Origin of the sequence: Paenibacillus contaminans (assembly GCF_003285015.1) — a bacterium.
GTDB lineage: Bacteria > Bacillota > Bacilli > Paenibacillales > NBRC-103111 > Paenibacillus_V > Paenibacillus_V contaminans.
The window spans coordinates 80114-103122 of the sequence record NZ_QMFB01000016.1; the positions used below are offsets into that span (position 1 = coordinate 80114).

Here is a 23009-nt window from a genome sequence, read left to right on the forward strand (position 1 = left end):
TGGCTTCGAAACGTTATTCTTGCTTTACGACCGGCTGATCGCCGGACCAATAATAAGGGAAGGAACGGACTGGAATATAAAAGCTCTCTTCCACCAGAAGCGCCCTTAAATCCTGCTTGGAGTCCGGCTTCAGCGACTTTTTATTGATAAGCTTCATGATTTCCGGGCCGTAATCGATCGCCGCTTGACCCGATTCGCTTAGAATAACGGTCAGAAATTGGCTGGAATACGGGCTTTGAAACTGAATCTCTTTTTGTCCGAGCTTCGAGAAATCAATTGCATAGAAAGAAGGTGCGGTCTGCGCGCCGATAGGGAGTACGCCTTTCTTGGCTTTATACGCATCGATGTCCGCTTGCAGCTGGACAACCTTCTGATAGGCGGACAAATCCATCAGCTTGACTGTCGGTTTCGTTTCCGCATCAACAATAACGTAGATGGCGCTTCCGCCATTTTCGAAAGCATTCGTAGGCACCGTGCTGATCATTTTCCGGTCCTTGAGTTTCTTGAAATCTATCAAATATTTTTCATAGAGGGGCGTATCTTGCGGCTTCGTCTTGATCGGGAGTACCCCTGTTGCCTTGTGATAGGTATCGACAGCGTTTTGCACAACGGTCAAATACTCGCCTGAAGCAAGGGAATTCTGGTTTTGCACCTCGTTTTTATACATACAGCCCGATAGCAGCATGATAAAAACAGCCGCGATTCCGAGCCTCCAGCCCGCTCCCCGCCCTGTCTTGAATATGTCACTCCTGATACGGGAAATCATGAACCCGCCTCCTTCTTGCTGTTCCCGGTATATGCACGAATTTAATATCGGCTACCATTCTTCTTCGCGCTGTCTCATCAGCTGCGCGCGAACGGCGGCTTTAAGCGGATCCTCCGGCACATTGACGGTAACGTTGCCGATTACGCAGGCCTGACATGCCAGACGAAAGCCGTCGGCAAGCAAGCTGCCAAGCTTCAACTCCTCGTTGCGCGTGGCCGCTGCGAGTCCTCCCCCGCCGCCCGCCTTCACTTTGCACATCAGACAGGCTGCTTTGCCCCCGCATCGCGTGCGGATGTTGACATGGGCTTTGCGCCCCGCATCGAGCAGCGTCGTTCCGGGCCGTACTTGAATCCGTTTATCGTCCGGCAGAAAATGAACTTCCGGCATTACTCATCGACATCCTCTCTTGAAGCGATACGTCCAGCAAGTCATTCATCCTTTCGAGCAGCCCGATCGGAAAAATATTCCTGCTTATTATCGACAGAAGCGGCGGAAGATGTAACGCCAAGTTTAGCTTCATCGCAGCAGCTATTGCCTCATAGCGGTCTGGACGGCCTCGGAGCATATTAAACGCCAATTCGTGCGCAAGCGGCATCAGCGGTATGCTTCGGTCCTCTACCGTTGCCCGGAAACCGCAGCCCGCGAGCAGCGAACCGACTTCCACGCGGTATTCCGCCCCTTCCGAACGAACCCGAAAGCCGCCTACCGCTTCCAACTGTACGCCGGTAAGCGCGTAATGGCTTAGAATAGATTCATAAATCGGCGTCCGGCTGAAATGCGGCAGATCGACAGCCAAATCGGCCAAATAATCGTAAAACGGCTTCACGCCGCTTTCATCCATATAAACGTCCAAATCGCGCGGCTCGCGGCCGATCGGTACACCCTGAAGCAGAAGTCCGCAGCTTCCGCCTACCAGCCAATTCGCCTCAAGCGGTTTAAGCCGGTCATGGAGAGTTACCATCGCTTGTAAAATCGATTCGGACAAATTCATCATATTCAGACCTTTCAAGCTGCAAATTCGTTGTTGCTTTTCCCCTTAAAAATACGTCTTGTTCGCAACGGACATAGGCCCTTCTCCCGTTACAACAGCCTGGCATCCGAGCCTGTACCCCTCTTCAAGCTCTTCCGGATCAAGCGCATCCAACTCCACTACCGTCGGCGGCGCGAGATGCTCCATCCCTGCCGCTACGAAACAGCGGCACCGGCAGCATGTCCCCCGCGTACATAGGTGGCCCCAGTCCACATCATGCTTAAGCGCAAGCTTCAAAACCGTTATGCCGGGTTCGGCCGGAACCGATTTATGTACGTGTTTCCCTTTTAATTCAATCACCGTGTTCCCACTCTCCTGCTCCACGTAATGATGAGGGCGTTAAAGCAATCCGGCTAACGCAAGCAAAACTCCGTAAATCAATAAAATGAATGCGATAATAATGATCAGAACGCGAAGCCATGCGTACTTGATTTTGTAGCGTGCATACATGACTAACAGCGATGCGACGACCATAAACCCGATCGCGTACATCGTCGCCCACATTTTATCCATACTGCTCATTTGTCTTATCCCACCTATTCTAGAGCTCAATCCGTTTGATTATACCATCCCCGCCGCAAAAAAATAAAGCATAAGGCGCACCCTAAGGCACGTCTTATGCAAAACGTTCACTTTTTGGATATCATTTTCATCAATTGTTCCAAATTGTTCGGGTTCAATTGACTGCTTTTGACCGCATTGACAATATCGTTAACGGTCGACTCCGGAACGTTGATGTTAACTAAACTGGACACCTGCTTGATCAATTGCCTCAGCTGAGCTTCGTTCTGCATGGTCGACGGCTTGACGGTGCTGGCCAGTTTGTTGATATCTTTCTCCGAAACCGATTTGCCGGTTTTGCTTTTTACCGTGTTCAAAATATTTTTCGATAAATCTTTTCCGCTCATACATACTCCTCCAATCGGCTTTGGTATGAGTATTGTATGAGACGAATGTCTTTATGGTGTAGGCTCTTCGCCGTTCCACGATACGGTCGGCGTTTCTTCGATTTCGTGGGTGCGCAATCTTCCCATCAGTTCCTCGACCGCCGTACGCGGCTCCTTTCCTTCAAAGAGCACCTTGTAGAGCACATTCGTAATCGGCATCGAAACATGATATTGACGAGAAAGCTCGTATGCCGCTTTGGTCGTTTTTACGCCTTCCACAACCATACCGGTCGATTGCAGCACTTCGTCCAACGTTTCGCCCCGTCCGAGCCGGTTGCCGGCATTCCAATTGCGGCTGTGTTGGCTGGTGCAGGTAACGACCAGATCGCCGATTCCCGCCAGACCGGCAAATGTGAACGGATTAGCCCCCATCGCTACGCCAAGTCTGGAAATTTCGGCGAGTCCTCTTGTGAGCAGCGCAGCTTTCGCATTATCCCCGAAGCCCAGTCCGTCACTCATGCCTGCACCCAAAGCGATAATATTTTTAAGCGCCCCGCTTACCTCGACGCCCAGCACATCGGGATTCGTATACACGCGAAAAGTGGCGTTCATGAACAAATCCTGCGCCGCCTCCGCCGCTTCCAGGCATTTTGCCGCAACGACTACGGTTGTCGGGCATCGTACGACGACCTCTTCCGCATGGCTCGGTCCGGACAAAACGACAATGCGATCCGGATCGGTTTGAGGCAGCTCCTCGGCGATCACTTCCGTCATACGCTTCAGCGTTCCGGTCTCGAATCCCTTGGTAGCATGAATAAGCAGCGTACCCGGCTTCAAATACGGCTTCATCTGCGACACCACTTCGCGCATAGCCGATGAAGTTGCCGCCAGAACGACGGAATCGGCATCCTGCAGCGCTTCTTCCATCGACGTAGTCGCCCGGATGCCCGGATGGAGCTCCGTCCCTTTCAGAAAGCGGCCGTTCGTGTGCTTCGTATTAATCTCTTCCGCTTGTGCGGCATTACGGGTCCATAGTGTGACGTCCAGTTTGTTGTCGGCCAGAACGGCAGCAAGAGCCGTTCCCATGCTGCCGGCGACGAGCACACACGTTTTTTTGCTCAAAACGTCTCCTCCAATTATCATGTTATCGGCTTCCGATTTTAAAGTTTCTTCGCTCCGAGTTTATTTTCCTGCCCTTTCACGAGCTTGACTATATTCGAACGATGGCGAACGAAAGCGAATACGGCGAGCAGCAGACTGGCCCAAAGGAGCGGCAGCGGCTTATTCATCAGAATGATGATAATGGGCAGCAAACCGGTCAGCAGCAGCGACCCTAGCGAAACGTAACGCGTTAAAGCGATAGTAAGTATAGCAATGAGTCCGGCGATGAGTACGGGCACAAAAACTAAGGTAGCCATGACGCCGATCGTCGTTGCGATGCCTTTGCCGCCGCGAAAGCCGAAATAGACGGGCCAGTTGTGGCCGATGATTGCGGCAAGCCCGCATGCGATGATGACCCACAAGTCATCGGGGACAAACCATTTGCCGATCCAAACGGCCAACACGCCTTTAAGCGCATCCAGGAGCAGAACGGTAATTGCAGGGCCTTTGCCTAAAACGCGGAGCGTATTGGTCGCCCCGGCATTGCCGCTCCCGTGTTTACGAATATCGATCCCTTTCAGCCACTTCCCAGCCAGGAAGCTGAAGCTGATCGAGCCGAGCAAATAACTGATTAAGACGCTTACAATGGATAACACCCGATGGACCTCCTAATATACCCCATGAATAAACGCTACCCATCCCGAACCTTTCACAGTATGGGACTACGAAGCAAAGTTAAGGCAAACGCGTACGGGGAATGGAACATTAAGCGAAGGATTCGCACGCCGGGATTCCAAAAAGCGGCCGAACTTCTTTGTCCGGCCGCTTCAGGAAGCCGCCTATAAGCATTGAGCCGTAGTCCAGGCTCCGGATAAAGCAATTACAAGTATAGATGGTAAGCCGGTACTTTCCCGGAATGACCGGTTACTCGTCGCCGGACGATTTTTTTCTTGTAAACAGTCGCATCGGCGTGCCTGTAAAATCAAAAGCGGCCCTAAGCTTATTTTCCAAATAGCGCTCGTACGAAAAATGCATCAGCGAAGGATCGTTAACGAAGAAAACGAACGTCGGAGGCTTCACGGATACTTGCGTAACGTAGTTCAGGCGCATCCGGCGTCCCTTATCGGTCGGCGGCGGCGTAATCGCAACGGCATCTGAAATGACCTCGTTCAACAGATGTGTCTGAACGCGCATCGAATGATGGTCGGCCGCTTCCACGACCATCGGCAGCAGCTTATGCAGCCTTTGCTTCGTTTTGGCCGAAACGAATATGACAGGCGCGTATGACATGAACAGGAAGTGATCGCGGATCGTCTGCGTAAATTGGTGCAGCGTCTTATCGTCCTTCTCGACGACATCCCATTTGTTGACGACGAAGATAGCCGCTTTGCCCGCCTCATGCGCGTATCCGGCAATATGCTTATCCTGTTCGATGATGCCTTCTTCGCCATTGATGAGAACCAGCGCCACATCCGCCCGTTCGATCGCTTTCATTGCGCGCATTACGCTGTACTTCTCCGTCGCTTCGTAAACTTTCCCGCGCTTGCGCATGCCTGCCGTATCGATTAAGACGAATTTCTGTCCTTCGCGTTCGAACGGCGTGTCGATTGCGTCGCGGGTCGTCCCGGCAATGTTGCTGACGATGACACGTTCCTCACCGAGAATAGCGTTTACCAGCGAAGACTTGCCGACGTTCGGACGGCCGATTACCGCGATTTTAATGAAATCCTCGCCATATTCCTCATCTTCCAGCTCGGGAAAATGAACCATTGCCGCATCGAGCAAATCGCCCATCCCGATACCATGGGCACCGGAAATCGGAATCGGATCGCCGAAGCCGAGCGAGTAAAACTCATAGATCTCTTCTTGCATCTTAATATTATCGATTTTGTTTACGCCGAGCACGACCGGTTTCCCGGAACGAAACAGCAATTGTCCGATTTCCTCATCCGCCGGCGTAATGCCGGCCTTGCCGTCTACCATAAAGACGATGACGTCCGCTTCTTCAATCGCCAGCTCCGCCTGCACCTTTACGGCCCGCAATATTTCATCCTCGCCGTCAATTTCGATACCGCCCGTATCGATAACATTAAACGCTTTGCCGAACCATTCACCCGTACCGTACAACCGGTCTCTTGTAATGCCTGGTTTATCTTCAACAATTGCCTGCCTGTCTCCAACCATCCGGTTAAAAATCGTCGATTTTCCGACATTCGGACGGCCGACAATTGCGATCGTCGGTCTTGCCACTGCCTTCAACTCCTTATACGATTAATCCCCACAAAGTGATGAAGATGCTTCTTGCTTATTCCGAGTACTTTGCGGGAGACCCCGAATAACATCGCGCTTAACATGATAATCATCGGCCTTACTTCATTCGATCGTCCGGCCGAGTACCATGGTTAAAGCCAAGTCCCTTACATCTTCACGTCGTTTTCTGGCACTTTCTTCCCATACGCACAACTTACATCATAACAAAAAAGCGCCCGCTTGGCGAATTTTATTCTCTTTATTATTTGCGCCACTGCCTCGTCCGTTCCAGAAGCGAATGATACCCGTGCTTCACGGCAGCGGCTGCGCCTTCTGCGAGCAAAGTCCAAATCCGTGCCGTGCAAACCGTCATCCACCAATGATCCTGAAAGACGGCATCGCCAAGCGACGCAGGCATTCTACCGCCGGCTGCAACAAGAACCATCCCTTCGCTTAACAGAAGACTTAATGAAAGCGCCGAAATCTGCAATGCCGGCTTCCGCACCAAAAGCGTGACGGCCAGCGCCAGTATGAATGCGGAGTCCGGCAACGCCGGCGCGGCTATGCCTTCCGTTTGACGCATCCCGAAATCGATGGTTCCCAGCAGGATGACGGCCGTAATTGTTTGAAGCCGCCGCTCCGCGGAAATACGCGAAACAAGCCCGTAGATGCCGATAACGGCGATTAGAGGAACGATGCCGCATACCTTCATCCCCTTAACTTCAAATTGAACGAAGACCAATAAAAACCATGCGATGAAGAAAACCGCGATTTGACGGCGCGGAATGTTATGGAGCACAACATCTTTCCACCCGCTCACTAGAAGTATGAGCGATATTACGATCCAAATAAGCGATAAATAGCCAGGATTCATCTTTTCGACCCTTTCCGTTTCCATGAAAAGCGCTCCGTGTATCTTTCGCATAGTATGAATCAGCATTACTCCTAACATGCACCTGCTCCGAAAGTGTTTCCGCAGAAAAAAGAAAAGACGGCATCCGCTTGGGACGCCGTCTTCCGGTTATGTTCTATTCAATCATTTAAATTTGCTCAGCTTGTCGCCGAAACGCTCGCCGAGAGTCAAATTCAAGCTTTGGTTCATTTTCTCCGCATATTCCACTGCTTCTCTGTCTTCTTTGGATTGACGGTTGCCGCGAGGACCGCGGTCGCCGCGCTCACCACGCTCGCTGCGTTCCGGTTTCGGTGCAGCTGCAGGAGCTTCTTCCGTTTCCTTGATGCTTAAGCTGATGCGCTTCTCATCCGGATTCAAGTCAAGAATTTTCACTTGCACTTCTTGACCTTCCTTCAGCACCTCATGCGGAGTACCGATATGACGATGAGCGATTTGCGAAATATGAACAAGCCCCTCAACTCCTGACGCCACTTCGACGAAAGCGCCGAAGCCGACAAGACGTTTGACGGTACCCGTCACGATTGCGCCGATCTCAAATTCGCTTCCAAGGCTTTGCCATGGTCCCGGTTGAGTCGCTTTAATGCTCAGGCTGATTCTTTCATTCTGAGGGTCAAGCTTAAGAATGTGTACGCGAACTTTGTCGCCTTCCTTTACAACATCGGACGGCTTCTCGACATGATGCCATGCCATTTCGGAAATGTGCACAAGGCCGTCGATTCCGCCGATATCGATGAAAGCGCCGAATTGCGTCAACCGTTGTACCGTTCCATCCAGCTCTTGCCCGACGGAAAGACCGGAAATGATATTCTTTTTGTTGGCTTCGAATTCTTCGTCAAGCACATCCTTTTGCGAAAGGATGACTTTATTTTTCTCTTTGTCCAGCTCTTTAACGCGCAGGCGCAGAGTACGTCCTTTGTAGTCGCTGAAATCTTCTACGAAATGACGCTCTACCATCGAAGCCGGAATAAATCCGCGCAGACCGATATCGACGACAAGTCCGCCTTTGACAACATCGGCTACGGTCGCTTCGATAATCTCTTTGCTATCCAGCTTTTGTTGAAGTTCGTCCCACGCTTTCTCGCCATCGACTACACGTTTCGACAGAAGAAGAGTTTCTTTGCCGTCGTTTATCGAAAGCACCTTCAGCTCGACTTCTTGACCGATTTGCACCGCATCGGCCGCATTGTTAAGCTGCAGGGAAGAAAGCTCACGAATCGGAATGATGCCGTCATATTTGTAGCCGATATCGACATAAGCTTGATCGTTGTCGACTTTGACGATCTTTCCTTTCACAGTCGTTCCTTTTTTCAGCGTCATCACATTGGTCATATCGGCGCTGTTGTCTGCCGCCTCAGTAGCTTCGGTAGCCTCTGGAGCGGTAGTTTCGTTAACCGTTTCCGGTTGTACTTCGTTTTCAGGTGTTTTCATTTCTTCAGACATGTTCGATAACCTCCTCGTTTAGAAGACCCAAACCACTATATGAATAATGGGCAGGATTAACAATATATGTTGTAGTATAATTCCAAGATACCATTTCCATTCACGGCAATCAATTTCTTGCCGCTTTTTTGTAAGCTTCCGCTTGGATACGGATCGTCTTCATGATTTTATCGGTGGCTGCTTCCAACTGCTCGGAAGTCCCCTCGGCAAATTCGCTAAGATCGACAGGCGGCCCGTAAATGATCGTCATTTTGCGGAACAGCTTGTAATTGCCTACGATAGATACCGGGACAACGGCAGCTCCGGTTCGGGTTGCAAACAGCGCCGCACCCTTCTTCCCTTCGCCGCTCGGATTTTTGCGGGAGCCTTCAGGGAAAATCCCCAAAACACGCCCGTCGCGAAGCAATTGAAGCGTAGCCTTGATCGTCTCTTTGCCGACGCCACCTCGTTTAACCGGGAAAGCGCCTACCCTCGGGATAAGCCATCCTAGAATCGGCATTTGGAACAATTCCGCTTTGGCCATGAAGTGGACTTTCCGTTCTAGCGGCGTTCCGACGAGCGGCGGATCAAACGTGCTGATATGATTTGCGCACAGAATGACCGGTCCTTCCGCAGGGACATGCTGCATCCCGATTGCCTCTAGCCGATAAAACAGAGCGAACAAGATCCGCAGGAGTCTGCGACATATGCGATACAGCATAGCTTATGTCCCTCCGGTCACTTTGGCTCTGCAGAGCTCCAGAACTTTGCCTACGACATCCTGCAGCGGGATGTTCGAGCTGTCCAGCAGCACGGCATCTTGCGCTTGCACTAGCGGAGAGACTTCCCGCTCGGAGTCCAGCTTATCGCGGCGCGCGATTTCAAGCTCCAGCTGCTCGACCGTAATGGCCGGCTTGTCCATTTCCTTGTACCTGCGCTCGGCACGTTCTCTGGCGCTGGCGGTCAAGAAAATTTTCACCTCGGCATCAGGCAGCACTTGCGTGCCGATATCGCGTCCGTCCATGACAACGCCCTTGGAGGCGGCCATCGCTTTCTGCTTGGAGACAAGCAGCTCACGGACCTCCGCAATTTGAGCGATCAACGATACATTGGCGTTGATCGCAGCCGATCGGATACGATCGGTGACATCCTCCCCATCGACAAGCACCTGTTGTCCGGTCGGACCCGGCTGCAGAACGATATCCATCGCCTTGGCCGTTTCAATCACCTTGGCCGTTTGATCGGCAAGGATGCCAAGCTCCAGCACCTTCCAGGTTACCGCCCGGTACATGGCTCCGGTGTCAATGTACACGAATCCCAATTCGTTCGCGACAAGCCGGGCTACCGTGCTTTTGCCGGCTCCTGCCGGGCCGTCGAGGGCGATGTTGAATTTGTTCAAAAGCTGCCCCTCCCAGAATGATGGAATGCCGCAGGGATGAATGCGAAACGAATGCCGTCTTCGAACGAAGACGATAGTTCCGCTCGCGGCAATCGAACTTTTCAAATCGTAGATTCGGTAAGCGTAAACGGCTTTGCCATTTCTTCCCCCGCCGTTCAGAGGCTCTAAAGATAAGTCAGGCACCAAGCAGCCGCCTTCTTATCTTAAAAAAAAGCAGGCAATGCCTGCGAACGAAGAAAATTATAACACAACTCCTTGTCAATTTGCAAAGAACGCTTACGTATTCATCGTTTCGAAACGTTTTCGTAATGAACGCCTTCAAGCGTATCGACCTTCGTGATCCGGCTGCGAACCGTGCTGCTTTGGAGCAGCGCTTGCGAAACGATCAAGCCGATAATAAGCGCGTAAACGATATAAACGATTATTTTTTCGATCGCATCGGAGAACCCGATAAAACTGTCCTCAAATGCCGTTTGCTTCTCCTTCATGGAAGCGCCTCCGTTCGAACGGCTGGAGAAATACGGGAATCGCATCGTATTATTCCCGTAACGCGCTTCTTTATGCGTCATTTTTTGCGCAGGTCAAGCTGCCTCTCAAAGCAGTACCGGATCAGCTGCTGCCGGTCGCGGTCCGAAATATCGGTGAAGCGGAGCATAATCAATTGCTTCCCCGTCTCCATCTTGATAATTCTGACCACCTCTCCCTTAAAAGGAAGATGGTCGAGCTTTCCGTTCTTGTAATTAACAAGCAGCCAGCAGCTGCTTTGCATGCCGACTTCCATCGGGATATCGCCTTCGCAAATAAACGAGACGCCACCGCCGCCTACATCCTCCGTAACCGTAACGAACCGCAGCTGCTCGGTGAGCTTTACCGCGATTTCCAGATCGGCAGGCACTCTCAGAAAGCTTCTGCGCTGAACCTTAGTTATCGCTTCCGGCTCGGGAATTCGGATGAGGACAAGTCTGATCACTTCTTCACGAAAGCCCAGTACGGTTGTAGTGAAATAATTTTTCATGCCGCCTTCGCTCAAAAAATAAACCGAAAGCTCATCGCCAGCATAAAGGCGTTTCAATCTGCCCGTTTGCACGTTGATCGGCACTTCCATCGTTATGTATGATTCGCCCACCTCGGCGATGCGCGACTTGAGCTCTTGTTTCGCTTCATCCTCGTCGATGGAATTGACTTGAAGATAAAGCACCTGATTCACTTTCGGAAGCAAAAAAAAAGCACCTCCCCTTTCACTTGGCTCAATTATAACACGCCATCCGCTTCGTGTAAGCAAAATCCGCAATTCATGATAAAACGCGCAGGCGCAGCGATGAACGAGACAAACGTAAAAAACGCCTGCAAACTTGACGCTAGGCCAAGCTGCAGACGCATATTCAATCCTATTTCAAGCTAAACGCCGGCCTGCTTCGCGGCTTGCGGAATCGCTTCGATCTTCTCCTCGAAGCCGGTATCGGCGTTAATGTAAATATTGTATTCCGTTCCGTTCATGCTTCCTGTGAATTGATGGCAAAGCACTTCCTCGTTCAAGTCGTTCAATATGAGCGCCATTTCATGCGAGGCTACAGCAACTTTCGGGTTCAGCTGCTTTTTCGCCTGTTCCTCCGTCAGCTTCGCTGCGGGCAGCTGACGCTCTTTATGCGCCAGCAAATGATCCGCCCCTTGGAAGCCGGTTACTTCCCCATTGTCGAGCGCTACTTTTACAGTCACTTTATCCGGATACAGAATCACATCGTTCTGTTTGGCGGCGAACGTCAGATTCGCCGCATTCGCGTATTCGTCTGCGCTTACGGCCGTCATGCCGCTATAACCGTTCTTATCCAGAAACTCTAGCGCGGCATCCCGCGCTCCCCGCATATCGAGCGTTTTGTTCGGCACGTCTCGAGGGGACATGAAATAAATAAGTTTGCCGCCTTTTTTGGCATAATCCAAATATACATCTGCCCCGCTTCCCGTACGTTTACCGGAAACGCTGAACGTATTCGTCTCGGTTCCGACGCCGCTCTCCGTAATCGTTACTTGGGTTCCGTCACCCAAAAATTGCTCCGCTTTCGATTTGATTTCATCTGCTGTCGCATCGTTTCCCGACAGCATGGAGAAGTTTCGCTTTTGATTCAAGCTGGCCATCGAAGGTCCCCAGTCGACATCGGCATACTCGCCTACTTTTTTGTCAACCAACTGAAAACCGTCGACGATCACATTATCCATTTTTTTGCTTTCTGAAGCGAGCGCCACCTCGACATCCATCCATCGCAGGTTTTTGGAAATGACTTCCGATTGCACCGTACGAAGCTCGTCTTTAATTTCCTTCGAACGTTCATGCAGCGTCGATAAGGTTTTGATTTCATCCTCCGACATCGGCTGCTTGGACAAGTCGCGCACCGCGGTAGCGTACGTGAATTTGGCTATATTGTCGAGAAATTCCTCCGTTTTGCTGAAAGGGAGAAGCGTCAGCGGAAGCTGACTGATCTCGTTCTGCGCCTGGCTTGTCAGCCGCCATACATTAATAAGCTCCTTGCGGTACATATCGTTGGATGTCGCATTAAGCGCCATCGTGTTGCCGAGCTCCGAATTCAGTTTTTCCATATGGTAGGACAAATCGTGAAAAGCGCGCTGGTATTGGTTTTCCGCTTTGATTAAAATCGTGTTTTTCTCCTGATTTTCCTGATACCCCCATACGATTGCGCCAATTAGGGCCAGCGCACAAATAGGAAACATCACGGCGCTTAATCTTTTGTACATGCAAACGTTCCCCTTTCAAACCATTGTTGGTAATTATCTTTCGTTGAAAAACGAACGATTATGCAGGAATTCCCCACAAAGTGAACAATTGTACTTCTTCGGCTGCAAAGCGCTTCGCAAGAAGCCGAGTACCGGTTAGGGCTTCCCGGCAATACCGGTAACGACAAGGATAAAGGACTACCTGTGTCTTTGACGCTGGCGTCTACCGAGAATTTGAGCCACTTCCACGATATACTTTCTGAAAAATCAAAAAAGAGGCCCTTTGGGCCTCTTCCTTAATCCGTTCTCTGAAAGCGAACAGAACGGCGGTACGATAATTTCCGTATGTAGCCGAATCCGGCGATAATGGCGAGCGGGTACCGACATGCAAGGCTGGCCTTGCGTCAGTAATCCTGCACTTCTACATCAAAATCATGCTCGTTGCTGCAAATGCATTGACGAAATCCCGTGTCTATCTTTCCTTTTTCTTTGCGGCCTTTCAATATGAACCGCTCTCCGCAATGCATGCAGCGAATTTTCACCTTTACCCGAATGGCTGTCATGGGGGCCTCCTATAGCAAAAACGGCTGTACCCCCATTATGGACAAAACGATTAAATTTTAATCTCATCTTCTCTTCTTACCGCGCGGAAAGGCGATCTTGCATTTGCATGCTTTACCTTCCACAGACCCATGATCCAAAGAAAAATCATGAGCGGCAGCATGAGCCACATCCAGTTAGACTTCGAAACGAGGATAATATAATCGAATACGCCATGAAAAAACACGGGCAGCCCCACTGAAAACAACAAGTGCTTCTTCTCACTTGATGGCTGAAATTTCGCCCTCCCCAAATGGTACCCCATCATGACGCCGAACAGCGCATGTCCGGATACAGGCAAAAGCGCCCTCATCAGCAGGTTGGAGAAAGACGTAAAGTTAAGCAGCGAGTAAATGACGTTCTCGACTGTGGCGAAACCGAGCGATACGGCAACCGCATATACGATTCCGTCGTACGGCTCGTCAAATTCGACGTGCTTGTATATGACGTAGTACACGACAAACCATTTAAGCAGCTCTTCGATTCCCGATGAAAAAAGAAAAGAAAAAACGAACGGATTTTCGCCGAAGCCGAGCACTAGCGCCCTCTGGAGCATCATAATCGGGAAAACGAGCAGCGCGCCGAACATGAAGACGCGGATTACCATGCCGATCGGTTCCGAATCGTAACGGTCTTTGAGATAGAAGTACGATAGAAGCGCTATTCCCGGTGCAATCGCAGCCGTCAGCACGGATAGTGTCATCATGCTGTTTCCCCCTTTCCATCGAACTGCCCGCAAACTTGTTAGTCGGCTAAACCCAACCGCGAAAACGGGCTGCTTCAGCCGTATTTCGCACACCGACCATGTAAGCGGCAAGACGCATGTCGACTTTACGGCTCTGATGAACATTATAGACAGTTTCGAACGCTTTTTCCATGACTTCCTTCAATTTGGTATGAACTTCGTCTTCCGTCCAGTAATAGCCTTGGTTATTCTGCACCCACTCAAAATAGGAAACGACAACTCCGCCTGCGCTGGCCAACACGTCGGGAACGAGAAGGATGCCCCGATCCGTCAATATTTTGGTGGCTTCAAGCGTCGTCGGCCCGTTCGCCGCTTCGACGATGATGCCCGCTTTGATCCGTCCCGCATTTTCCTGCGTGATTTGATTCTCGATAGCGGCCGGCACCAAAATATCGCATTCCTGCTCCAGAAGCTCCTTATTGGAAAGCGTCGATTTGAACAGCTTCGTCACCGTACCGAACGAATCGCGCCTGTCGAGCAGATCCGGAATATCCAAACCGGCGGGATCGTACAGCGCCCCATATACATCCGAAATGCCGATTACAATCGCGCCTGCCTCATGCATAAATTTCGCCAAATAACTGCCCGCGTTGCCGAAGCCCTGAATGACGACCTTCGCATCTTTAACGTGAATTCCTTTTTTGCCGAGCGCCTGATCGATCATAATCGTAACGCCCTTGGCCGTCGCCGTCTCCCTTCCTTGAGAACCGCCTAGAACGATCGGCTTGCCGGTAATGAAGCCCGGCGCGTCGAACTCGCGGATACGGCTGTATTCATCGAACATCCAAGCCATGATTTGCGAATTGGTCATGACGTCGGGTGCGGGAATATCCTTCGACGGACCGACCATTTGGCTGATTGCCCGCACATAACCCCTGCTCAATCTTTCCAATTCACGGAACGACATATCGCGAGGGTCGCATACGATGCCCCCCTTGCCGCCGCCGTAAGGCAGGTTAACGATGCCGCATTTCAAGCTCATCCATATCGACAGCGCCTTAACTTCGTCTTCATTGACATCGGGATGAAACCGCACCCCGCCCTTGGTCGGCCCAACCGCATCGTTATGCTGAGCGCGGTATCCGGTAAAAATTTTCACTTTTCCGTCATCCATCCGGATTGGAATGCGAACCGTCAACAGGCGAAGAGGCTCCTTCAGAAGCTCATACATTTCGGGACCGTACCCAAGCTTCGTAAGCGCTTCTTGAATAACCGCCTGCGTGGATTGGAGGACATTCGTATTTTCGGTCGGCGACATCTTCCTTCACCCCAAGTCATCTTATTGGACCGTTAAAAAAGCATCCGGCGAACGCAAGGTTTGCCCGATGCTTATGTTATACCCCATTCAAATGCTTACGATGAGAAAATGATTGCGAATATTTCCCGTCTTCCCCGAACATGATAGCTCAAATAATTATTTGAAATGTTCACAAAGAACATGAATCGCATTCTCGGATATGACCGTCTTTCCGTACTCCTCCAATACCGCCCTCGTTACGGACGTAGCCTCGCCGAACTCGGACAGAACGGCAATAATCGCTTGGTAACGGCTGTCCTTCTCATCGATATCGAGCGGCTCAAGCTGCAGAATCCATTTATTCTGGTAGGAAAAAAGCGTGCCTCCGTTATCCACAATCGGAAGAATCACTTTCGACATGCGGAGCAAGTCCTCAAATTCATGAAATGCGTACGAGATCAGCTCGCTGTGCTCGAGCGTCACTTCCATTTCATAAACCTCTTCCTCTTCGTCGTCCGCCTCGTCGTTGCTTCTCGTGCCGTCCGACTTCCCCTTCGTGACAATGACTACCATGCCTTGTGCTGGAAGCGCGAACACTTCGACCGCTAAAGGTCCCGTAGCATCAAAGCCCAGCTCGGAATAAGCCTGTTCCATCATTTCGCTGAACAGCTCATGCACTTTGGGAATTTCCCTCCACATATCCTCTTTCTGAATACCGCGTTCCGTCAAATCGTCGAAGGTAAGGAAAATCCTTATTTTATCTGGGCTTAAGCGTTCAATTTTCATACAGGATCCTCCCTCTTGCAGCCCGCGGCTCGCAAAACCGCATATAATATACAGAATATGATGCCGCAACCGAAAGGTGCCGTCTATGCATGTACTCTGTCTACCAATTATTATACCATGTTATCACTATTTTTGGCCAAATTCCAATTTCCTTAATAGTCAAAAAATCCGCTTTCCGAAGCAAAAGCAAGCAAACGGCGGGATTCTCCGACTAAAAGCTTTGCCGTACCGGATTTAGCCCCTGCATCTATCAAATTGAAGAAAATCCACCGATATCCCGTGGAAAACAATAAAAAAAGGCAGCCGGTCGAAAACGACGCATAGTCCTCGCGATCGTTCTTACCAGTCTGCCTTTTTCTGTCGGTATTTTTTACATCATCGCTTCGCTTCGAAGGAAGGCGACTTTTTTCAAAATAAATCCTTAATCATTAATGATTCGCGAACTTTGAGGACGGATCGTTCTCGGATAATATTTGCGTGACATGTTTCTTAAGTTCAGGATCCTTATCCACAATATCCTGAACTTCGGTTAGATTTTCCTTGCTTGCGGATGACGCCGAAGCCGTATGGCTTTGAGCGCTTGAACCGGAATCCCATTTGTTTTGCGTATGGCGCTCTTCGCCCGAGCTCCACTTGCGGGATTCGCGGTCTCCGCTTAACCAATTTTTTTGGTTAAACATTTTACCCATCGATTCCCCTGCAGCGCTTAAACCGGCCATCATCCATTTGCTGCGGTTGTTCCGGCTCAACATAACGGCCGCTGTCGCCCCGACAAGTCCGCCAATCATAAAGGCACCTATCTTCATCGCGTACTCCTCCTTATGCTGTCGTTTATGGCGCACTCCTAGTTTTCGCCGCCGGTACGGATCTATGCCGACAAAATAAAGGGTTGAATGGAAGCGATGAAGCTGCGATATGATACAATACATGCATGATCTTCTCTTACCATTTCCCGTCAAAAGAACGTACATAAAGGAGAGAATTTATGAAAAGCATGAAACTGGCGGCAATCTGCTCGCTCGCCTTGTTCGCCGCCGCCTGTCAAAACGGCCCGGACGTTCCGTCATCGATGCCGCTGCATTCGGCAACCCCTTCGCTTCCTGCTTCTTCCGCTGCACCCGAGACAACGTCCGCTCCTTTCGGTACGGCCAGCGTCCAGCCAAGCGCGTTGCCGTCGCTTGAGCCGACGAAACCTGCAGAGCAAGCGGCAGCCAAAACGTACCGGATGAACAATAATTACGACATCGTTCCGATCGACCCTAACGCAGCCACCAAAAAAGTCGTTCTGCTTACGTTCGATGACGGCCCGAAAGAGAAAGAAATGATCGACGGACTTATCGACACGCTGGACAAACATAAGGCCAAAGCGCTCTTTTTCGTAAACGGCTACAGGATCAAGCAGCACCCTGAGCTGCTGAAGCTCATTCATGACCGTGGCCAAATCGTCGGCAACCATTCCTGGGATCATGTCGATTTGAAAAAGGAAACGAACGCTTCGATCGACAAGCAGATCGGCGACGTACAAACGATCGTCCAAGAAACGATCGGATCGAAGCCGCAATTTTTCCGCCCTCCGTTCGGCTCCTCCAACGATTACGTCAAGGAAAAGGCGAAAGCGGAGCATATGCTGTTTATGACCTGGTCGAACGGCTCGCTTGATTGGGATGAAAAAGCAACCAAAAAAACGCCTGAGCTCGTCATCCAAAAAGTGCTTGACCAGCTTCATCCAGGCAGCAACATCCTCATGCACGAGCTTCCATGGACCGTTCAAGCACTTGACGGCCTCCTGACCAAGCTGGAGGAAAAAGGCTACAGCTTCGTCGACCCGCGGGCGATCGAGATCGAATGATCAGCGTTCCGTAAGCAGCTTTAAAAACGCTTGAAGCGGCTGGTTCATCCATTTCTTAGGGTGAACCAGCAGTTGTATGCCGACCCTTAGTTCGGAGTGAACCAGAGGAATTGCCTTCAGTCTTCCGCTTCGCACCTCCTCCAAAGCGGCGATTTGCGGGAGCAAGCCTATTCCCAGGCCATTGATGACGCATTGCTTGATGGCTTCCAGACTCCCTAATTCAAACCCTATCCGATACGAAACCCGATTTTCTTTCAGTGCTCTCTCGAAAAAACCTCGATATACGCAGCTGACTTCCGAAACGATCATCTCCGCTCCTTCCAAATCGCTCGGAACCAATTGGTCAAGTCGGGCGAGCGGATGCTCCGGGGGAACGATGATCACCAGCGGCTCGTCCCTTATAGCGATACAATGAAGCGCGGTGTCGGCCGGTTCGCGGTCAAGCAGCAGTCCGACATCAGACTCCCCGTCTTTCACCTTCTGAATGAGCACCTCCTCACTTTCCGGCTGCAGCTGAATGCTGAGCTCAGGATTCAGCTGCTTCAGCTGTTGCAGAAAAGGCGGAAGATAATACGCCGCTAACGAATCGATCGTCCCGATGTGAAGCGTGCCCGAAGTATTGCTGCCCACCGTTTCCAGGGAGCGCTCGTATAACTCCAGCATTTGCATGGCTAACAACGACAGTTTTTCTCCAGGCGGCGTCAAACGTAAAGTTCGGCCGAACCTTTCGAGCAGCGGAACGCCGTAATGCTTCTCCAGCTTCTGAATTTGCGTCGTTACGCTCGACTGTGCGTAACCTAGCGTTTCCGCCGCCCGCGTTATGCTTCGCCTTCTTGCAACTTCAAGAAATGTTCGATAGTAGTCGAGTTCCATGCCCGCCCCTCCATTATCAATATTATTGATGCCAGTTATCGATTATTATAGATAACTCCGATGTCTTTGACCATGGTATAGTTAGGGCAATTACGTAACGGAGGGCGAGCATATGCTGACAACAGAACGGCTTCACGGGTTATTCGTACCTGTCATCACGCCATTTTTTTCGGACGGCGGTATCGATTTGGAGTCCTTTCATGGACATATCGCACATTTATCGGCTTGCGGAATAAACGGAATCGTCGTAAACGGAACAACAGGGGAATGTCCGACCATTCATAACGAAGAGGCTGGGGCTCTGCTGCATGCCGCAAAGCTTGCGGCAGCCCCAAGAGGTATTCCAATCATCGCGGGAACAGGAAGCAACGATACGGCGGAAGCTGTCAAAAAAACCGAACAAGCCGCGAAGCAAGGAGCCGATGCGGCGTTATCGGTTGTCCCTTACTACAATCGCCCTTCGCAGGAAGGGATTATTGAACATTTTCGGCAAATTTCCAAGGTTGGGCTCCCCGTTATCGTATACGATATTCCTTACCGGACCGGTGTAGGTTTAACGCTTCGCTCCGCGCAAACCATCTTGGATATGGAAGGGGTCATCGGGTTAAAGGACAGTTCAGGCGGTTTGCAGATGACCTCCGAGCTCTCGCATGTTTGCCCGAAGCCGATCTTGTGCGGAGACGACGCCAACTTTTTTGCTTCGTTATGCAACGGAGCGCAAGGCGGCATCTTGGCTTCGGCGAATGTAAGAACGGCGCAATTTGTGCGAGTGTTCGAGCTTTTCAACGAAGGGCGGATCCAAGAAGCCAAGCAGGAATTCAATTCGCTCCTTCCGCTCATCCGTCTCCTGTTTCAAGAGCCGAATCCTGCACCGCTCAAATGGCTTCTTGCCGGTCAAGGCAGTATCGTATCCGACACGCTGCGTCTTCCGATGACCCCGATCAGTGGACGGCTTGCTGAGGAACTGAGGCCTTTCTTATAAATTCACAACGACCTTTTCTTCGAAATGGCCGCTACATTTAAATAATAAAAAGAGGCCGCTCCGCCGCGGATTTTCCGCTTGCGGAACAGCCTCTTGTTTCTTTTACAAATACTCATTCTCGTGACGGGCTTTCAGCCTTACCCAGCGGCGTTCGACTTCGTCCTCGAAGCTTTTCAGCGATTCGGCATATTCCGGTTTGACCATATGCTTCGTTTTGCCCATCGTTTTGAGCCATTCCGCAACCGGAACCCGTTTGCCTTTGTCTTCCGGATTAAACGTTATCGTCGTCACCCCGCGCTCGATCTCATAGAGCGGGAAGAAGCAGGAATCGACCGCATAGTTGATGATCGAAGTTCCTTCCTTCTCCTCGGACAGCCAGTTGAGCGGACAAGTAATCAGAATCTTTCCGTATACGAGCCCTTCGTTCTGCGCATACCATTGCGCTTTGGCCGCTTTCTTCACGAGGTCGATCGGATAAGCCTCGGAGCCGGTAAACACATAAGGTATGTTCGTCGCCGCCATAATTTGCGCGGTATCCTTATGGTGGAACAATTTGCCCCCTTGATGCTTGCCGACGTTGGAGGTCGACGTACGGTGGCCGAGCGGCGTCGAATACGAAAGCTGCGCCCCCGTGTTCATGTAACCCTCGTTATCATACTCCAGAATGATCATTTTATGATTGCGAAGCGCAGCTCCGATCGCCGGCCCCATGCCGATGTCCATGCCACCGTCGCCCGTTATCATGACGAATGTAAAATCGTCCTTCAAATTCAGATGATCCAGCTCGCCCCGGCGCTTGCGCTCCCAGAACATTTCAACGACGCCCGACAGCGTGGCTGCGCCGTTCTGGAACAAATTATGAATGTACGTCGCTTTGTGCGCGCTATAAGGATAGCCTGTCGTAACGACCATGGCGCAGCCCGTATGGAACAGCGATACGATGTCCCCTTCGATTCCTTTGAAGAACAGCTCTAAGCCCGAAAAAATGCCGCAGCCCGGACAAGCGCCGTGACCCGGAGCAATCCGCTTCGGTTTTTTCGTCAGCGAGCGAAGCGGCGGAATTTTAACGTTCAGCTTCCCGCTCGTTTCATCCGGCGTGACGGTGATCAAGCCTGTCTTTAGATCTTCGAATTTCATCGGATTCAACACGCGCTTAGGCGCCTTGGACGGATCGCCCGGCGTATGGCCGTGATAATCGAACGGCGTTTCGACTTTGCCTGCATGGATCGCATCGAGCGCATATTGGAACATCGCATGGCCGTCTTCGGCGTAAAAATCTTTGCCGCCCAAGCCGTAAATGCGGCTGACTACCATCGTGTTTTTGTTGCCGTGCGTAAACAATGCCGATTTGATTTCATTCGTCATGTTGCCGCCGTATGCGCCGAACGAATCGGCACGGTCTCCCACCGTCACTGCCTTGACATTGCGCAGCGCTTCGGCGATCTGCTTCTGCGGGAACGGGCGAATCATATTCGGCGCGACGGATCCCGCCTTGATGCCCTTCTCGCGAAGCTGATCGACGACGTCTTTAATGATTTCGGACGAGGAATTCATCAGGAAAACGGCGACTTCGGCATCTTCCATCCGGTACAAGTCCAGAATCGGGTAATCCCGTCCGGTCAGTTCTTTATATTCATTGCGGATTCTATCGAATACCTTCTCCGCGTTGTACATCGCTACGGATTGCTGGTAACAGTTATTGATATAGTCCGGTTCGTTCATGTAAGGTCCGACTGTAATCGGATTGTTGCGGTCGAGCACATCCGGGAACCCGCCGGGAGGCTGAGCGCCTACGAACGCATGCACGTCGGCGCGGTGCGCGAATGTTTGTACTCTCCGCTTCTGGTGAGAGGTAAAATAACCGTCGGACGCCACCATGACAGGCAAACGAACCTCTGGGTCCTCGGCCAATTTAATCGCCATAATGTTCATATCGTAAACGGCTTGCGGATCGCGGCACATCAGAATCGGCCAGCCCGTATTCAGGGCGTAGTACAAGTCAGAATGATCGCCGTGAATATTGAGAGGACCCGATACCGAACGGCAGACGAGGTTAAGCACCATAGGAAAACGGGTACCGGACTGCACCGGCATCTGCTCGAGCATATACAAATATCCGTTCGCGCTCGTCGCATTAAAGACGCGGCCGCCGGCCGTCGAAGCGCCGTAACAGACGCCTGCCGAACCGTGCTCGCCGTCCGCCGGAATCAGGACGACGTCATGCTGGCCGCTCGTTTTCATCAGATCCAGAAACTGCGCTACTTCGGTAGAAGGCGAAATCGGGAAATAACCCATGATATGATAATTGATTTGATGAGCGGCATAAGCTGCCATTTCGTTGCCGGACTCGTACACCATGCGCTGCTCAATTTTGCCTTGACCGAGCTCGCGTTTGATTTCGATAGCCATCGAATTCACACCCCTTGTCAATGATTAGGAATTCACTGCCAAATCAAATTTGTGCGGCACCCGGTTCGCTTCGCCGTATCCGTCCGTTTCCCTTGCGCTATCCAGCGCTTCCGTCGGACAAGCGGCGACGCATTTCAAACAGCCTTTGCAATATTGGTAGTCGATGCCCTGCAGGAACATTTGCGGACGGCCTTTTTTGTCGGGGAGCTCCTCCCATACGAAGCAAAAATCCGGGCAAACGTTGTCGCAAGCCGCGCAATGGATACATTTATCTTCAAAATAATGCGGCATCATGCCGGAACGGGAAATGCTCAAATCCTTCAATACGCTGTTGCCCGGATTGGAAACCATGCCGCCGATCGGCTGGGTTTCGTAACCGAGAACCGGCGTGTCGGTCCGGACAAATGCCGGCATAGAAGCGCCTTCCGGCAAGGTGAACGTTTGAAATTTCACTTCGTTAAAGCCGCGGTCGAACGTACGCAGCGCAGGCTCGACGGCTTGCGGATACTTCTTCTCGAGCGACTTGCGAATGACGTCCCGCATAATTTGCGGATCGAGGAAGGTGCATAGCCGGAAAAGCGCGCCAAGCATAGCCATGTTGACGCGGTTGTTCTCTTCGAGCGAGATGCCGATGGCATCGATAACCGCTATCGTGCCGCCGACCATACGCATGTTTTCTTTAAGCTCTTCAGGCGATTTCGTCGAGTTGACGAGCACCACGCTGTCTTCGTATATACCGCTGGTCACATTGATCGTTTTCGATAACGCTTCATGAAAAATACCGACGACATGCGGTCTCTCGACCGGGGACGTATCGCGGATCGGCGTTTCCATATCGCAAAACCGGATGTGCGCCTTGACAGCGGAGCCTTTTTTCTCCGAACCGTACGACGAGAAGCTGACACCGTTCAGGCCGACGCCTACGACACCCGCTTCCGCAAGCATTTTACCCGCTAAGTTGGCGCCTAGACCGCCAATCGACTCCAGGCGGATTTCAAAAAAGCCGAGCTCGTTTTTCTTGGGCAGGATAGTCATG

The 23009-nt window shown here is 51.3% G+C and carries 26 protein-coding genes; 2 read left to right on the forward strand and 24 right to left on the reverse strand.

Annotation, left to right across the window (positions count from 1 at the left end; genetic code table 11):
• Positions 1–13 precede the first annotated feature (13 nt).
• The 21 genes from DQG23_RS24820 to DQG23_RS24915 all read right to left on the reverse strand — a co-directional run bounded on the left by DQG23_RS24820 (position 14) and on the right by DQG23_RS24915 (position 16666).
• Complete coding sequence (locus tag DQG23_RS24820; protein ID WP_238178017.1) at positions 14–766, reverse strand: hypothetical protein; 753 nt, start codon at positions 764–766, stop codon at positions 14–16.
• Between the two features lie 51 nt (positions 767–817).
• Positions 818–1153, reverse strand: coding sequence for a 2Fe-2S iron-sulfur cluster-binding protein (locus tag DQG23_RS24825; RefSeq protein ID WP_113033722.1), 336 nt, complete (start codon positions 1151–1153; stop codon positions 818–820).
• Complete coding sequence (locus DQG23_RS24830; protein WP_113033724.1) at positions 1122–1760, reverse strand: nucleotidyltransferase domain-containing protein; 639 nt, start codon at positions 1758–1760, stop codon at positions 1122–1124. Before DQG23_RS24830 ends, DQG23_RS24825 begins: the two co-directional genes overlap by 32 nt.
• Positions 1761–1802: 42 nt before the next feature.
• Positions 1803–2096, reverse strand: a complete 294-nt coding sequence (locus DQG23_RS24835; RefSeq protein ID WP_113033725.1) for a 2Fe-2S iron-sulfur cluster-binding protein — start codon at positions 2094–2096, stop codon at positions 1803–1805.
• Between the two features lie 39 nt (positions 2097–2135).
• On the reverse strand, positions 2136–2318 hold the full coding sequence (locus tag DQG23_RS24840; RefSeq protein WP_113033726.1) for a DUF2768 family protein: 183 nt from the start codon (positions 2316–2318) through the stop codon (positions 2136–2138).
• A 107-nt stretch (positions 2319–2425) separates the two neighbouring features.
• Positions 2426–2704, reverse strand: coding sequence for a stage VI sporulation protein F (locus DQG23_RS24845; protein ID WP_113033727.1), 279 nt, complete (start codon positions 2702–2704; stop codon positions 2426–2428).
• A gap of 51 nt (positions 2705–2755) precedes the next feature.
• Positions 2756–3805 (reverse strand): NAD(P)H-dependent glycerol-3-phosphate dehydrogenase, encoded by a 1050-nt coding sequence (locus DQG23_RS24850; RefSeq protein ID WP_113033728.1) that lies wholly within the window; start codon positions 3803–3805, stop codon positions 2756–2758.
• A 38-nt stretch (positions 3806–3843) separates the two neighbouring features.
• A complete protein-coding gene (plsY, locus tag DQG23_RS24855; protein WP_113033729.1) occupies positions 3844–4440 on the reverse strand; it encodes a glycerol-3-phosphate 1-O-acyltransferase PlsY in 597 nt (198 codons plus the stop codon).
• 268 nt (positions 4441–4708) lie between these two features.
• Complete coding sequence (gene der, locus DQG23_RS24860) at positions 4709–6034, reverse strand: ribosome biogenesis GTPase Der (protein WP_113033730.1); 1326 nt, start codon at positions 6032–6034, stop codon at positions 4709–4711.
• Between the two features lie 262 nt (positions 6035–6296).
• Positions 6297–6932, reverse strand: coding sequence for a hypothetical protein (locus DQG23_RS24865; protein ID WP_146762371.1), 636 nt, complete (start codon positions 6930–6932; stop codon positions 6297–6299).
• Positions 6933–7070: 138 nt separating this feature from the next.
• Positions 7071–8387 carry a 30S ribosomal protein S1 gene (gene rpsA / locus DQG23_RS24870; protein WP_113033732.1) on the reverse strand — a complete coding sequence of 439 codons (1317 nt, stop codon included), beginning with the start codon at positions 8385–8387 and terminating at the stop codon, positions 7071–7073.
• A gap of 109 nt (positions 8388–8496) precedes the next feature.
• The gene (locus DQG23_RS24875; RefSeq protein WP_113033733.1) at positions 8497–9087 is read right to left on the reverse strand and encodes a lysophospholipid acyltransferase family protein; all 591 of its coding nucleotides are present in this window, start codon (positions 9085–9087) and stop codon (positions 8497–8499) included.
• Between the two features lie 3 nt (positions 9088–9090).
• Positions 9091–9765, reverse strand: a complete 675-nt coding sequence (cmk, locus tag DQG23_RS24880) for a (d)CMP kinase (protein ID WP_113033864.1) — start codon at positions 9763–9765, stop codon at positions 9091–9093.
• 284 nt (positions 9766–10049) lie between these two features.
• Entirely contained in the window at positions 10050–10253 is a 204-nt protein-coding gene (locus DQG23_RS24885; RefSeq protein ID WP_146762372.1) for a DUF5359 family protein, read from the reverse strand.
• 77 nt (positions 10254–10330) lie between these two features.
• Positions 10331–10984 carry a flagellar brake protein gene (locus tag DQG23_RS24890; protein ID WP_113033735.1) on the reverse strand — a complete coding sequence of 218 codons (654 nt, stop codon included), beginning with the start codon at positions 10982–10984 and terminating at the stop codon, positions 10331–10333.
• A gap of 179 nt (positions 10985–11163) precedes the next feature.
• Positions 11164–12513 carry a germination protein YpeB gene (ypeB, locus tag DQG23_RS24895; protein ID WP_113033736.1) on the reverse strand — a complete coding sequence of 450 codons (1350 nt, stop codon included), beginning with the start codon at positions 12511–12513 and terminating at the stop codon, positions 11164–11166.
• 383 nt (positions 12514–12896) lie between these two features.
• The gene (locus DQG23_RS42630; RefSeq protein WP_192894634.1) at positions 12897–13055 is read right to left on the reverse strand and encodes a hypothetical protein; all 159 of its coding nucleotides are present in this window, start codon (positions 13053–13055) and stop codon (positions 12897–12899) included.
• Positions 13056–13105: 50 nt separating this feature from the next.
• Positions 13106–13798: a glutamic-type intramembrane protease PrsW gene (gene prsW / locus DQG23_RS24900; protein WP_113033737.1), complete on the reverse strand. Its 693-nt coding sequence runs from the start codon at positions 13796–13798 to the stop codon at positions 13106–13108.
• A gap of 46 nt (positions 13799–13844) precedes the next feature.
• Positions 13845–15095: a Glu/Leu/Phe/Val family dehydrogenase gene (locus tag DQG23_RS24905; RefSeq protein WP_113033738.1), complete on the reverse strand. Its 1251-nt coding sequence runs from the start codon at positions 15093–15095 to the stop codon at positions 13845–13847.
• Positions 15096–15251: 156 nt separating this feature from the next.
• Positions 15252–15860 carry a genetic competence negative regulator gene (locus DQG23_RS24910; RefSeq protein WP_113033739.1) on the reverse strand — a complete coding sequence of 203 codons (609 nt, stop codon included), beginning with the start codon at positions 15858–15860 and terminating at the stop codon, positions 15252–15254.
• A 428-nt stretch (positions 15861–16288) separates the two neighbouring features.
• Positions 16289–16666: a hypothetical protein gene (locus DQG23_RS24915; protein ID WP_113033740.1), complete on the reverse strand. Its 378-nt coding sequence runs from the start codon at positions 16664–16666 to the stop codon at positions 16289–16291.
• A gap of 179 nt (positions 16667–16845) precedes the next feature.
• On the opposite strand from DQG23_RS24915, the gene DQG23_RS24920 reads away from it, so the two are divergent.
• Positions 16846–17709 (forward strand): polysaccharide deacetylase family protein, encoded by an 864-nt coding sequence (locus tag DQG23_RS24920; protein ID WP_113033741.1) that lies wholly within the window; start codon positions 16846–16848, stop codon positions 17707–17709.
• Here the strand turns inward: DQG23_RS24920 and DQG23_RS24925 are convergent, their stop codons facing one another.
• Positions 17710–18582 (reverse strand): LysR family transcriptional regulator, encoded by an 873-nt coding sequence (locus DQG23_RS24925; protein ID WP_113033742.1) that lies wholly within the window; start codon positions 18580–18582, stop codon positions 17710–17712.
• 112 nt (positions 18583–18694) lie between these two features.
• Between DQG23_RS24925 and dapA the strand changes: the two genes are divergently transcribed.
• A complete protein-coding gene (gene dapA / locus DQG23_RS24930) occupies positions 18695–19564 on the forward strand; it encodes a 4-hydroxy-tetrahydrodipicolinate synthase (RefSeq protein WP_113033743.1) in 870 nt (289 codons plus the stop codon).
• A 102-nt stretch (positions 19565–19666) separates the two neighbouring features.
• Here the strand turns inward: dapA and DQG23_RS24935 are convergent, their stop codons facing one another.
• Both DQG23_RS24935 and DQG23_RS24940 read right to left on the reverse strand, forming a co-directional pair.
• The gene (locus DQG23_RS24935) at positions 19667–21973 is read right to left on the reverse strand and encodes a thiamine pyrophosphate-dependent enzyme (RefSeq protein ID WP_113033744.1); all 2307 of its coding nucleotides are present in this window, start codon (positions 21971–21973) and stop codon (positions 19667–19669) included.
• Between the two features lie 24 nt (positions 21974–21997).
• Entirely contained in the window at positions 21998–23008 is a 1011-nt protein-coding gene (locus tag DQG23_RS24940; RefSeq protein ID WP_113033745.1) for a 2-oxoacid:acceptor oxidoreductase family protein, read from the reverse strand.
• Position 23009: the final 1 nt, after the last annotated feature.